This is a genomic window from Croceibacterium selenioxidans, assembly GCF_018599195.1.
In the GTDB taxonomy this organism is placed as follows: Bacteria; Pseudomonadota; Alphaproteobacteria; order Sphingomonadales; family Sphingomonadaceae; genus Croceibacterium_A; species Croceibacterium_A selenioxidans.
Genome location: NZ_JAHFVK010000001.1, coordinates 1,765,707 through 1,778,806 on the forward strand (window position 1 = coordinate 1,765,707; position 13,100 = coordinate 1,778,806).

At 65.0% G+C, this 13,100-nt stretch carries 12 protein-coding genes; 6 read left to right on the plus strand and 6 right to left on the minus strand.

The annotated features are described in order from the left end of the window. Nucleotides 1-23: 23 nt before the first annotated feature. Together KK137_RS08665 and KK137_RS08670 are read right to left on the minus strand one after the other, a co-directional pair. Nucleotides 24-632 (minus strand): HdaA/DnaA family protein, encoded by a 609-nt coding sequence (locus KK137_RS08665; protein WP_214535719.1) that lies wholly within the window; start codon nucleotides 630-632, stop codon nucleotides 24-26. A 34-nt stretch (nucleotides 633-666) separates the two neighbouring features. Then, entirely contained in the window at nucleotides 667-1,860 is a 1,194-nt protein-coding gene (locus tag KK137_RS08670) for a heavy-metal-associated domain-containing protein (protein ID WP_338028016.1), read from the minus strand. A 136-nt stretch (nucleotides 1,861-1,996) separates the two neighbouring features. Here KK137_RS08670 and purM point away from each other — a divergent pair, with 136 nt between their 5' ends. Both purM and purN read left to right on the plus strand, forming a co-directional pair. Beyond that, on the plus strand, nucleotides 1,997-3,103 hold the full coding sequence (gene purM, locus KK137_RS08675) for a phosphoribosylformylglycinamidine cyclo-ligase (protein WP_214535721.1): 1,107 nt from the start codon (nucleotides 1,997-1,999) through the stop codon (nucleotides 3,101-3,103). Beyond that, on the plus strand, nucleotides 3,096-4,049 hold the full coding sequence (gene purN / locus KK137_RS08680) for a phosphoribosylglycinamide formyltransferase (RefSeq protein ID WP_214535722.1): 954 nt from the start codon (nucleotides 3,096-3,098) through the stop codon (nucleotides 4,047-4,049). Before purM ends, purN begins: the two co-directional genes overlap by 8 nt. Nucleotides 4,050-4,053: 4 nt before the next feature. Here the strand turns inward: purN and KK137_RS08685 are convergent, their stop codons facing one another. The 4 genes from KK137_RS08685 to KK137_RS08700 all read right to left on the minus strand — a co-directional run bounded on the left by KK137_RS08685 (nucleotide 4,054) and on the right by KK137_RS08700 (nucleotide 7,158). Beyond that, nucleotides 4,054-4,749: an aspartate/glutamate racemase family protein gene (locus KK137_RS08685; protein ID WP_214535723.1), complete on the minus strand. Its 696-nt coding sequence runs from the start codon at nucleotides 4,747-4,749 to the stop codon at nucleotides 4,054-4,056. Nucleotides 4,750-4,752: 3 nt separating this feature from the next. Further along, on the minus strand, nucleotides 4,753-5,175 hold the full coding sequence (gene ndk, locus KK137_RS08690) for a nucleoside-diphosphate kinase (protein ID WP_214535724.1): 423 nt from the start codon (nucleotides 5,173-5,175) through the stop codon (nucleotides 4,753-4,755). A gap of 74 nt (nucleotides 5,176-5,249) precedes the next feature. Then, the gene (locus KK137_RS08695; RefSeq protein WP_338028017.1) at nucleotides 5,250-5,690 is read right to left on the minus strand and encodes a DNA polymerase III subunit chi; all 441 of its coding nucleotides are present in this window, start codon (nucleotides 5,688-5,690) and stop codon (nucleotides 5,250-5,252) included. A 13-nt stretch (nucleotides 5,691-5,703) separates the two neighbouring features. After that, nucleotides 5,704-7,158 carry a leucyl aminopeptidase gene (locus KK137_RS08700; protein ID WP_214535725.1) on the minus strand — a complete coding sequence of 485 codons (1,455 nt, stop codon included), beginning with the start codon at nucleotides 7,156-7,158 and terminating at the stop codon, nucleotides 5,704-5,706. A 99-nt stretch (nucleotides 7,159-7,257) separates the two neighbouring features. Between KK137_RS08700 and KK137_RS08705 the strand changes: the two genes are divergently transcribed. From KK137_RS08705 to rsmA, 4 genes are all read left to right on the plus strand, one after another. Beyond that, a complete protein-coding gene (locus KK137_RS08705; RefSeq protein WP_214535726.1) occupies nucleotides 7,258-9,534 on the plus strand; it encodes an LPS-assembly protein LptD in 2,277 nt (758 codons plus the stop codon). 167 nt (nucleotides 9,535-9,701) lie between these two features. Beyond that, nucleotides 9,702-11,051, plus strand: a complete 1,350-nt coding sequence (locus KK137_RS08710) for a peptidylprolyl isomerase (RefSeq protein WP_214535727.1) — start codon at nucleotides 9,702-9,704, stop codon at nucleotides 11,049-11,051. 4 nt (nucleotides 11,052-11,055) lie between these two features. Then, a complete protein-coding gene (gene pdxA, locus KK137_RS08715; RefSeq protein WP_338028019.1) occupies nucleotides 11,056-12,054 on the plus strand; it encodes a 4-hydroxythreonine-4-phosphate dehydrogenase PdxA in 999 nt (332 codons plus the stop codon). A 25-nt stretch (nucleotides 12,055-12,079) separates the two neighbouring features. Next, entirely contained in the window at nucleotides 12,080-12,955 is an 876-nt protein-coding gene (gene rsmA / locus KK137_RS08720; protein ID WP_214535728.1) for a 16S rRNA (adenine(1518)-N(6)/adenine(1519)-N(6))-dimethyltransferase RsmA, read from the plus strand. Nucleotides 12,956-13,100 lie beyond the last annotated feature (145 nt).

Consider the following 13,100-nt stretch of genomic DNA (forward strand, 5'->3'; position numbering starts at 1 on the left):
ATGATTCTCCCTCAAATCCGCCACTAAAGCAAGCGAGGCTCTTCCGCGCCGTGCACGGCCTCTAGTGCGGCCCGCCAGATAGATTGGGTAGCGGGCACCTTACGTTCAAGGCTGAGCCGATCGATTGCGGCTACGAGCTTCTCCAGATCGGAGAAAGACCTGCCCGCTCGCGGGAGCAGATAGTCCGCTGCATCGGCGCCCAGCGGCAACCCGCGCTGTTCGGCCAAAATGTAGAGCAGTTCCTCGGCCATCTCATCATCGGGAGGACCGATCTCGAGCTGCAGGGCCGCACCGAGGCGCGATCGCAAGTCAGGAAGGGTGATATCCCATGGCGGCTCTCCACCGACGACCAGCAGGGCGCGCCCCTCTTCCTGAGCGCGGTTCCAGCGATGAAATATCTGCGCCTCATCGAGCGAGCGGGCATCGTCGATCGCTTCGCCCCGGCCGCTCTGGGCAAACCAGCGGGCGAGCAACGACTTGCCAGAGCGAGACGGGCCGGTGAGCACAGCGGTACGGAATGGCCAGCTTTCCGGCCGAGCCAAGGCGTCCGCCACATGGGCGTTCGCTGTGCCGATTACGATCCGCGATGGTCCGGCGGACTCCGGCGCGAGCGGAAGGGCTATCTGGCTCATAGGCGCCCCATACGACACACGGGCCTTTCGCGCCTCAGCGCGTAATGGCGAGTGCGTTGCTGCCCTGCGTAACCTGCCAGCCGCGGGCGCGCAATGCATCGGCCAGTGAAGCTAGGTCGCCGGCGAAGCTGACCCGCGTCACCGAAGTGCCGCCGATGGCGACGCTGCTGGTGGACACGCCGCGGACGCCCGGTGTGCCTCGCAACGCGGCAATCGCCGCGTCGACCGAGGGTGCATCGGGCGTGGTGACCTGCACGGTGATGCTCACCACGGGAGCTTCGCCAGGAGTGGCGGTGGCGGCAGGGCCGGTGGAGTCGATCAGGGCGTTCTCGCCTTCGCCTCCGGCGGCTCCGGCCAACTCCGCCTGCCGCGCCGCTTCGATCAGGGCCCGAACCTCGGGGCTGAGCTGCATGCCCTCCATCGACAGGGTGGGATCAGGACGCAGGACGCCGGCGGCCAGCGCGCGGGTGTAGAATTCGTCGAACTTTTCAACTGCCATGGTGAGCATGGTAGGCACCTGCTCCGCATCACGTGCCCGCAAGGTGAAGCTGAACAAGTATTCGTTGTCTGGCCCGTGCCGTCCCGTGAAGTGTCCCAGCACCGGGCCACCGGGATAGGAGTACTCCAACCGGGCAATCGGCACGATCACGTCGGCCGCGCCGAACTGGTCGAGAATGTCGTTCCAAAGAATGCGGCTGCGGCGACCGGTCTGGCCGAACGTCAGGACCAGCGAATCGGAACCGGCGCCGGAGGGGCGGACGTAGTCGATGGCGCTTGCGCCGGCCTGGTACTCGGCCCAGGCGCGCTGCCACGGGTTGCGTACCTCGAACATGGTTTGGGTGCCGCCTGTGATCAGCACAGGCAGGGTAAGCATCGGTGCCGAACGTGCCCGCTCGCCCTCGCCACCGAGCAATCCGCCGGAACGCGCCCGATCGAATACCACGCCCAGCGTGGCGATGTAGCGGCGCGGACCGAGCTGTTCGCGCTCGACCACGATGGCCGAGATGAGCCCTTCAAGTTGCGACTCGGGAATGTCCGGCCCGCCGATTTTCTTCCAGGCGAGCTTCTTAGCTTCCTGCCAACCCTTGAGTCGCGCATCCTCGGAATTCTTGCCGACCACGTCGACCTTGATCCCCCGCACCTCGATATCGGTGGTGCTGGCGACCGGCGCGATGCCGCGATCCCCGGAAACTTGCGCGACCAGCGCGACTCCCAAGGCAAGCGCCACAGCGCCCGCTAACGGGGCCCAGAGGCGTCGCGAAGGCGAAATTTGAGGGAGAGCAAGGCTTGGCATGTGTGAAATCGGCGGCCTTTTGCCCAATGGCGAGTGGAAATCCAAGCGCGAATGGATAAAGCGCCCAGTTATGACTTCGAACAACCCCCCGCCCGAACGTTATACCTACGCCCAGGCCGGCGTCTCGATCGATGCCGGCAACGCGCTGGTCAAGGCCATCGGCCCGCTGGTCAAGGCGACTCGTCGCCCCGGTGCCGATGCCGAGATCGGCGGCTTCGGTGGCTTCTTCGATCCGAAAGCAGCCGGCTATAGCGATCCGCTGCTGGTCGCGGCCAATGACGGCGTAGGAACCAAACTCAAGCTCGCGATCGACCATGACCGGCACGACACCGTTGGCATCGACCTTGTGGCGATGTGCGTCAACGATCTGATCGTCCAGGGCGCCGAGCCGCTGTTCTTCCTCGACTACTTCGCCACCGGCAAGCTCGACAACGGCGTGGCGGAGCGGGTCATCGCGGGTATTGCGAAGGGCTGCACCATTTCCGGCTGCGCGTTGATCGGCGGAGAGACCGCGGAGATGCCCGGCATGTACGCCGCAGGCGACTACGACCTCGCGGGCTTCTGCGTCGGAGCAGTTGAGCGCGGCGAGCAAGTCACCGGAGAGCGCGTGGCGCCCGGGCACGTGCTGCTCGGCCTCGCGAGCTCGGGTGTGCATTCGAACGGCTTCTCGCTGGTACGCCGCCTGGCGGCCGACCTCGGCTGGCGCATGGATCGCCCCGCCCTGTTCGATCAGGAGCGGCTGCTGATCGAAGTCCTGATCGAACCGACCCGGATCTACGTGAAGAGCCTGCTGCCGACGATCCGCGCCGGCAAGATCGACGCCCTCGCCCACATTACCGGCGGCGGTCTGCTCGAGAATATCCCACGCGTGCTGCCCGAAGGCGCCCATGCGGTGGTTGATGCCGACGCCTGGGAGCAGCCCGGGCTGATGGCGTTCCTGCAGGGCCAGGGCAATATCGAGCCGGGCGAGATGTCGCGCACCTTCAACTGCGGCATCGGCATGGTCCTGGCGGTCCAGCCGGAACTCGCCCGCGAGATCGCCGCCGAACTGGAAGCTGCAGGCGAGGATGTTACGCGGATCGGCGAAGTGATCGAAGGCCCGCGCGGTTGCACCGTGCGCGGATCTGCCAGCACGTGGAGCGCGAAGGTCGACTGGAGCGCGACTCACAATGCCTGAGAAGGCTCGCGTCGCGGTCATGCTCTCGGGCAACGGGACGACCATGTCCTCGCTGCTATTCCACTCGCGCCTGCCGAATTGCCCCTACGAGATCGTGCTCGTCGCCAGCAACATGCCGGAGGCCCGAGGCCTCAACATCGCTGCGGCCGAGGGTATTCCGACCTTCGCCCACAGCCACCGCGGCCTCGACCGCGAGGCTCATGAGGCGATCATGGACCAGGCCCTGCGCGATGCCGGCGCCGAGTACATCGCGCTGTGCGGCTACATGCGCGTGCTGACCGCGGGCTTCGTCGAGAACTGGGCCGGGAGAATGCTCAACACTCACCCTTCCCTGCTGCCCAAGTACAAGGGCCTGCACACTCACGAGCGGGCGATTGAGGCTGGCGATTCGCAAGGCGGCTGCTCAGTCCACGTGGTGACCGCCGAACTCGACGGGGGCCCGCTACTCGGGCAGGTACCGGTGCACATCCTGCCCGATGACACGCCCGACAGCCTCTCGGCCCGGGTGCTGATGGCGGAGTATCAGCTCTATCCGCGCATGCTGGCGGACTACGTCGCGCGCGACAAGTCGCCCGACTACCTCGTCGCACAGGTGCGCGAACGGGCGATGGTCCTGCCTGACGCGGACGAGATCGTATCGCACGGTATGCCTTGCTTCGGCATCTTGAAGGGCAAGAAGTTCGCCTATGTCAGCCTGGACCATCACGGCGACGGCAAGACCGCGCTGCTGGTCAAGATCAGCGGCCCAGACGAACAGGCACAGCTGATCGAGAACGACCCCGACCGTTACTACCGCCCGGCCTATTTCGGCGACGGCTGGATCGCCATCCGCCTCGACATGGGCGACAACGATTGGGACGAGATCGGCGAATGGCTGGCCCGCAGCTGGCGCGCCGTGGCGCCGAAGAAACTTACCGGCCTGATGGACGTGGCGGACGGGTTCTGACCGATCAGGTCCCGTAGAGGATGAAATCGGCAATGGCTCCCGAATGCAGTGCCATCGTGTCGTAGACAGGCAGCGGCGAATTCTCCGCAGTAATCAGGAGGCCGATCTCGGTGCAGCCGAGGATCACGCTGTCTGCCCCAGCATCGCGTCCCGCAGCGATAATCTGCAGGAACGCCTCGCGCGACGCATCCGTCACGACGCCGCGGATCAGTTCTTCGTAAATCACCCGATGGATCGCAGCACGGTCCGCTTCGTCCGGTATCGACGCCGTGATCCCCGCCTCGGCCAGGGGGGTGCGGATGTAGTCCTGCTCCATCGTGAAGCGGGTCGCGAGAAGTAGCGGGCGTGATCTACCGTCGCGGCTCAGCGCTTCGGAGAGCGGATCGACGATATGGATCAGCGGCACTGATACCGCGTCTCGCACGCTATCGGCGCATTTGTGCATGGTATTGCTGCCGATCGCCACCGCATCGACACCGGCGCGGTTGAGCCTGACGGCGGCGTCCACCACCTCGGCCCCGGCATCATCCCAGCGCCCTTCGATCTGAGCCTGGGCAATCGGGGCGAAGTTAAGCGAATCGACAATCAGCGGCGCCGAGTGGGCGCCGCCGAGTCGGGCCGCGACGGTCCTGTTGATCGCGTCGTAGTAGAGCCGGGTGCTTTCCCAGCTCAAACCGCCGATCAGGCCGACGCGGCGCATCCGTTAGCCGACGATTTCGTCGGTCTTGAAGAAGTAGTCGATCTCGATCGCAGCATTTTCGTCGCTGTCGGAACCGTGGACCGAGTTGGCCTCGATGCTCTCGGCGAAGACCTTGCGGATCGTGCCCTCGGCAGCATCGGCCGGGTTGGTCGCGCCCATGACTTCGCGGTTGCGCTTCACGGCGTCTTCACCTTCGAGCACCTGGACCACGACTGGGCCGCTGGTCATGAAATCGCACAGTTCGCCAAAGAACGGGCGTTCCTTGTGCACTGCGTAGAAGCCTTCGGCCTGTTCGCGGGTCATCTGGATGCGCTTGGAGGCGATGACGCGAAGGCCGGCGTCTTCCAGCATCTTGGTGACCGCGCCGGTGAGGTTGCGGCGGGTGGCATCGGGCTTGATGATCGAAAAGGTGCGGGTGACCGCCATTGGGGGAATCCTTCGAACTGAATGTGCGGAAAGTTGCGCGCGCCCCTAGCGGTGAGCGCTATCGCGCGCAAGGCTCAAGCCTTCTTGACCCATTTCCCGTCTTCGAGTTCGTAGAACTCCCGCGTCACATCCTCGCGCTGATCGAACAGCCGCCAAGTCTTGCGCGCCTCGGCCTTGCCGCCCTCATCGAAAAACAGCAGGACGCGGTCGAACCCCTCGGCTTCCTCGCGCCATTGCCCGTCGGCGAGCGCCAGTAGTCTTGCGCCATTGGCGGCGCTGCAATCGCCCGACAGCAATACCGGTTGGCGGTCGGCATGGGGGGCATCCGCCCGGCCATGGGCGAGGAAATCTTCCGGGCATTGCTCCCACAGCGCCTTGTCGAGCCGGTCGACCAGCGAAGGGTCCGCGGCCACTACCAGCATCCTCTGATCCCCAGCCTTCGCGGCGCGGGCAATCAGCGGCAGGACACGCTCGACCGGCTGCGCGCCCGACAGGTAGAAACCGACCCTCTCCACCTTAGGGTCGGCCCTAACTTTCGAGCTTGTCGCGTACGTAGCGGTCGATCAGGCGCACACCATAACCGGTCGCCCCCTTGTCCCAGGTGGCACCGGGCTTGTCGGCCCAGACCATGCCCGCGATGTCGAGATGCGCCCAGGGCGTGCCCTCGTCGATGAAGCGCTGCAGGTATTGCGCCGCAGTGATCGAGCCGGCCCAGCGGGGGCCGACGTTCTTCATGTCGGCGATCGGGGAATCGATCAGCTTGTCGTAGGCCGGTGAGAGCGGGAAGCGCCACAGCTTGTCGCCGCTTGCCTTGCCTGCCGCCGACAGGTCATCGGCCAGGCCATCGTCGTTCGAGAACAGCCCGCCATGCTCATGGCCGAGCGAGATAATCATCGCACCGGTCAGCGTGGCGAGGTCGACGATCGCGGCGGGCTTGAACTCGCGCTGCGCCCAGGTGAGCGCGTCGCACAGCACCAACCGCCCTTCGGCGTCGGTGTTGATGACCTCGACCGTCTGGCCCGACATCGTGGTGACGATGTCGCCCGGACGCTGTGCCTTGCCGTCGGGCATATTCTCGACGAGGCCGCAGACACCGATGACGTTGGCCTTGGCCTTGCGCTTGGCCAGCGCCAGCATCGCCCCGGCCACGGCGCCAGCGCCACCCATGTCCCACTTCATGTCTTCCATGCCGGCCGCGGGCTTGATCGAGATGCCGCCGGTATCGAACGTTACGCCCTTGCCGACGAACACCGTCGGTTGCACGCCTTCGGCTCCACCGAGCCACTTGATCACCAGCAGCCTCGGCGGCTGAGCAGAACCCTGCGACACCCCGAGCAGAGCGCCCATGCCGAGCTTTCGCATTTCCTCCTCGTCAAGGAACGAGAGTTCGGCGCCAGTGCCTGCGAACTGCGTCAAGCAGCGCTCGACAAACGATTCAGGATAAATGACGTTTGGCGGTTCGGCCACGAGTTCGCGGGTAAATTCGACGCCTTCGGACAGGGCCCGTTCCGTCGCCCAGGCCAGCTCGCTGCCTTCGGGAGCGCCGGTGACGACGACGTTGGCTAGGGAAACCTTCTGTTCGTCCTTGAGCTTCGTGCGGTACGCGTCATGACGCCAGCTGCGCAGCCTCAAACCGATCAGTACCGAGGCGACATCCTTTGCCTCCAGACCCTCGGCGTCCAGCGCCATTTCCGTGGCTCCAGACGTGAGGTACTTCGCGGCCAGTGCGGCCCCTGCCCGTTCCAGCGCGGCGCCGCGGCCATCGCCGTTGGCGCCTGCGCCCACGAGCGCAAGCCGCACCACGGCATCGCCGCGTTCGACAAAGGCTTCGAACAATTGTCCGGCCTTGCCACTGAAACGCGCTGCCCGCGCGCCCTCGGCCACGGCGCGGTCGAGATCCACGGGCAGCTGGTCCTTGTCGACGACGCGCGCGACCAATGAGGGACCTGCGCCGCCAGTGGCGCTCTGGAAGGTGATTTGCATGCTCTCTCCGCTCGATCGTGTGGGAGGCGCGGCGGTTGATGCCGCGGGACTTGCTCGGTGGCGTTGCAGTTAGGGAGCAGCAGTGCAATAGGCAAGCCGATGCGCCCCCGCCCGCAGACAGAATTGCACGCCGAACTTCGCAACTTGCGGCGTTTTCGCGCGATTGCCCTGGCGGGCTTTGCGGCGCTGTTGTGCGCGCCGTTGCCCGTCCTGGCCCAGGACTCCCCTGCCCCTGGGGCAAGCGATGACTCCGGGCAAAGTGAGCAGGTCCCTCGCGAGGTCGCGTTCGAAGCCAATGCGCTCGAATATGACAGCAACGCCGATCTCGTGACCGCCTCGGGCGAAGTGCTCCTGCGCTCGGGCGACCGCTCGGTGCGCGCGGACAGCGTCACGTGGAACCGGACAAGCGGGCAAATCACGGCGATGGGCAATGTCCGCGCAGTGGATGAAGACGGCAATCAACTGTTTACCGACAGTCTGGAGCTGACCGACGAGCTCAAGGAAGGGGCCATGAGCAATCTGCTCCTGGCGTTCAGGGCCGGCGGACGCCTGGCGGCCGCGGAAGGCCGACGTGACGAGACTGGTAATGTCGTACTCGATCGCGCTTCCTATTCCTCGTGCCCGGTCGTCGACGACGATGGCTGTCCCAAGCAGCCAAGCTGGCGCGTGACGGCGCGGCGGGTGCGCTACGATTCCGAAACCAAGACCATCCGCTTCGACGGCGCCTACCTCGAGTTGTTCGGAAAGCGGATCCTGCCGCTGCCGGGGATAACTGTGCAGGCAGACGGGGGGCCGAGTTCCGGGTTCCTGGTCCCCGACGTCGGGATCAACGCTTCGAACGGCTTCGAAGTCACCGCCAGTTACTACTGGCACATGGCGGAGAACCGCGATCTTCTGCTGACGGCCTTCGCTTACACCGAAGCCGTGCCGATGGTGTCGGCGCAATACCGGATGCTAACCGATAGCGGGGCGTTCCAGGCTACCGGCTACCTGACTTACGGGACCCGCATACCCCTCGACTCGACCGTACCGACCGAGGAAAAGGACATCCGCGGTTACTTCTTCGGTAACGGCAAATTCCAGCTCGATCCGAACTGGAGCGTGACGAGTTCGCTGCGCTTCGCCCTCGACCGAACTTTCGCCCGCCGGTACGATATCACCCGCGACGACCGGCTACGCTCGATGATCGACGTCGAGCGGATCGACGATGACAGCTACCTGTCGATTTCCGGGTGGGTGACACAACTGCTGCTGGTTCAACAGCCTCAGGGCCTGGTCCCGATCGCGCTGCCGCTGATCGACTACCGCCAGCGGATCGCGGATCCGATCCTGGGCGGGCAGTTCGAAATTCAGGCCAACACTCTCGCAATCACCCGCACCGAGGGGCAGGACACACAGCGCGCTTTCGCCCGGGCCGAATGGAACTTGCGGCGGATCACGGACTGGGGTCAGGAACTGACCGCCACGGTCTACTTGCGCGGCGACCTCTATCACTCGGATTCGAGCATACTGACCGGCACCCCTTCCTATCGGGGCCGCGACGGATGGCAGGCGCGCGGGGTCGCCATCGGTGCGATCGACATGAAGTGGCCATTCGTCGGCAGCTTCCTGGGAGGAACGCAGGTCATAACCCCGCGCGTGCAGCTGGCAGCCGCGCCGGAAATCGAAAACCTCACCATTCCCAACGAGGATGCGCGCTCGATCGATCTTGAGGACAGCAATCTCTTCGCGCTCAACCGCTTCCCCGGGTACGACCGAGTAGAAGACGGCGCGCGCGTGACTTACGGGCTGGACTGGGCTGCCGAAATCCCCAGCTGGCGGGCGAAAGCGACTATCGGGCAATCCTATCGCTTGACCGACAAGCCCTCTCTGTTTCCCGACGGCACTGGCTTGACCGAACAGTTCTCGGATTGGGTCGGCCGCACCGAGATTCGTTATCGCGACTTCGTCAAGCTGACCCACCGCTACCGCGTCGATAAGGACAACTTCGCGGTTCGCCGCAACGAGATCGACGCGACGCTGGGCTCCGACGAGACCTATCTCGAGGTAGGTTACTTGCGCCTCAACCGAGACATCGACCTGAACTTCGAGGACTTGCAGGATCGCGAGGAACTTCGGGCCGCGGGTCGCGTGGCGTTCGCCAAGTACTGGTCGGTGTTCGGCTCCGCCGTCGTCAACCTGACCAATTCCGAAGAGGACCCCTCGTTCACTTCCGACGGTTTCGAGCCTTTGCGAACCCGGCTAGGCATCGCCTATGCCGACGACTGCCTGGAGTTCGGGTTCACCTGGCGGCGTGATTACGTCGCGGTCGCCGATGCGGACAAGGGCAACAGCTTCCGCATCTATTTCGCCCTGCGCAACCTCGGCTTCCGCTAGGGCCTGACCCTGGTCTGATGTCTTTGTCGACGCTATCCGCAAGCATCGCCGTTGGCAGGCACCGGCAAACGCGCTATCCGCCGCGGCTCAGCTAGGGTTAAGCCGCCTGGAGGTAGGCGGCCTGCCTTCGACAGCGCAGAAAGCGCATCCTTTACGGGGTCCTGCAATTGAGCAAGTTCACCAAGAAATTCGGATGGTTCGCGGCAGCGGCGGCCCTATCGGCCGGGCTCTATACGTCTGCCACTGCGCAACAACAGGAGGAAGCCAGCTCCTCCGATGCGTTCAACATTCCCGACAACATCATCATCCTCAATCGCGAGGATTCGAAGCGCAAGGCCACGGCAACGGTCAACGGCTCGATCATCACCGGAACCGATGTCGACCAACGTGTGGCGCTGATTGTCGCCGCCAACGAGGCGCAGCCGTCGGCCGAAGAGATCAAGCGGCTGCGGCTCCAGGTGCTCCGCAACCTGATCGACGAAACGCTTCAGATTCAGGAAGCCGACGCCCAGGAGATCGGCGTTTCGGACGACGAAGTGAATTCGACCTACAACCGCCTCGCGAGCGACCGTTTCAGGCGTTCGGACGCGGAGATGACGCGATACCTTAGTTCGATCGGTTCGTCGCCAGCCTCGCTCAAGCGCCAGATCAAGGGCGAGCTCGCTTGGGACCGCCTGCTGCGCCGCAACGTCGCGCCTTACGTGAACGTGTCCGAAGAGGAAGTGAACGAGCTGTTCGAGCGCCTTCAGGCGTCAAAGGGTACCGCTGAGTATCGCATCGGCGAAATCTACCTTTCGGCCACGCCGGCCACGCGCGAAGCGGTCAACCAGAACGCCCGACGGATCATGGAGCAACTGCGCGCTGGTGGCAGCTTCGTGGCCTACGCCCGACAGTTCTCCGAAGCCTCGACCGCGGCGGTCGGTGGAGACCTCGGCTGGATTCGGATCGAGCAGTTGCAGAACGAGCAGCTCGAAAACGTCGCTCGCGAACTGCAGCCCGGCCAGTTGGTGGGCCCGGTCGAGATCCCCGGCGGCTTCTCGATTCTCTACCTGATCGACAAGCGCCAGGTCGGCATGGCCGATCCGCGTGACGCCTTGCTCAGCCTCAAGCAGATATCGCTCGACTTCCCCGCGGGCACGACCAAGGAAGACGCACAGGCCCGGGCAAGCGCCTTCGCCGATGGTGTGAGCAAGATCCGCGGTTGCGGCGAGGCCGAAAGCGTGGCTGCGACACTGGGAGCCCAGGTCGTGTCGAACGACGGCATCGCCATTCGATCGCTGCCCGAAGCTTTGCAGCCGATCCTTCTAGACCTCAGCGTCGGCCAGGCGACACCGCCGTTCGGCACGCTTGAGGACGGCGTTCGCGTTCTCCTGCTGTGCGGCCGCGACGATCCAGCCGGTGCGGCCGGTCCGGACACCGACACGCTGATGTCGCAGCTCGAGGACGAACGCATCAATCGCCGGGCCCAACGCTACTTGCGCGACCTTCGGCGCGACGCGGTGATCGAGTATAACTAAGCTCGTGAAACCGCTCGCCGTGTCGCTCGGCGACCCGGCGGGGATCGCTCCCGAAGTCATATGCGAAGCCTGGACCAAGCGCGGCGCTAAAAGCTTGCCGCCTTTTTTCGTAACCGGCGGTGCCGGCGTGTTGCGAGCGGCCGCTGCGCTGCGGGGCTTCCGGGTGCCGCTCGCGATCATTGACCACCCTGGACAGGCCGTCGAAGCCTTCGCCAGCGCTTTGCCCGTTCTTGGCGGGTCAGACAGCGAATACCGGCCCGGAGAGCCCGACGAAAGTGGCGCGCGGCTGGCCCTCGGATCGCTTGAAGCAGCGAGCCTGCTCGCCGCTTCCCGAGACGCGGGCGCCATTGTCACCGGGCCGATCGCGAAGTCGGAACTGGCGAAGATCGGCTTCGGCTTCCCGGGTCAGACCGAATTCGTCGCTGCCGCCTGCGACATCCCCGCAGATGACGCGGTGATGATGCTGGCAGGTCCCCAGCTGCGAACGGTGCCGCTGACGGTTCACTGCGCCTTGAGCGAAGTTCCAGGCCGCATCTCGGCCGACCTGATCCTGCGCCGCGCAACGATAGTCGACCAAGCGCTTCGGCAGGACTTCGGCATTCCCGCGCCCCGGATCGCGATCTGTGGCCTCAATCCGCACGCAGGCGAAGGCGGCAGGATGGGCCGTGAAGAGATAGAGATCATTGCGCCGGCCATCGCGGCCTTGCGAGCTGCGGGCATCGACGCGACGGGCCCGCATCCCGCTGATGCGCTTTTCGCGGGCCACGCGCGCGGCACTTATGACGTCGCGATCGCGATGTACCACGACCAGGCCCTGATCCCGTTGAAGGCGCTCGATTTCGACCAGGGTGTCAATGTGACTCTGGGCCTACCCATCATTCGCACATCGCCCGACCACGGCACGGCCTTCGGTATCGCGGGAACGGGAGCAGCGCGGCCCGGCGCCATGATCGAAGCCATCCGGATGGCGGGCGAAATGGCACTGCGGCGGACTGGGCGGTGAGGCCCGCCTCTTCAAAATTGCGACCATGAATCCTCTTCCCCCCTTGCGAGAAGTCATTGCCGCTCACGGCCTGAGCGCGTCGAAAGCGCTGGGCCAGAATTTCCTCCTCGACGAACAGCTCCTCGCACGGATCGCCGCAATTCCCGGCGATCTGCAGGATCGCGCGGTGCTGGAAGTCGGGCCCGGTCCAGGCGGACTCACCCGGGCTCTGCTGCGTGCAGGCGCGCGGGTGACGGCCATCGAAATGGACCGCCGCTGCCTCCCCGCCCTCGCCGAACTTGGAGAGGTTTTTCCCGGCCGGTTGCGCGTAGTCGAGGGTGATGCCCTAAAGCTCGATCATGACGAACTCATGGGTGAGCCCTACGCCATTGTCGCCAACTTGCCCTATAACGTCGGCACGGCTCTTTTCACCGGTTGGCTGGGGGGAGAACAGTGGCCACCGACCTGGACCAGCCTGACCCTGATGTTCCAGCAAGAAGTCGCCCAGCGCGTGGTCGCCGCGCCTGGAAGCGATCCCTATGGGCGGCTCGCGATCCTGGCCCAGTGGCGTTCCACCGCCAAGCTCGCCATGAAAGTTCACCGCAGCGCCTTCACGCCGCCGCCCAAAGTGATGAGCGCCATCGTGCACGTCACTCCGGCAGAGGCACCGCCCGGCGTAAGCGCCAGGGTGCTGGAGAAATTGACCGAAGCCGCGTTCGGCCAACGCCGCAAGATGCTCCGTCAAAGCTTGAAGGGCGTTCCCGGCGCGCTCCGAGCTCTCGACAGTCTCGGGATCGATGCAACTCGGCGGGCCGAGACGCTAAGTGTCCTTGAGTTCGTCTCGATCGCCCGCGAATTGACGGGCTCGCAGCTTAGCCGAGTCTCGACCGTTCCCCCCCGAGACCAGCCAGGGCGAGCGTAATCGTCCGTCCGCGGTCAGTGAGACGGAAGGTTGGTCCAAAGACGCCCGCTGGTCCCTCTTCGACCAACCCCTTCGCCACCAGGCCGTGCATACTTGGCAAGCCGATGCGCACCCGCTTCGACAAGGGTTCGAACTCATGGAAGGG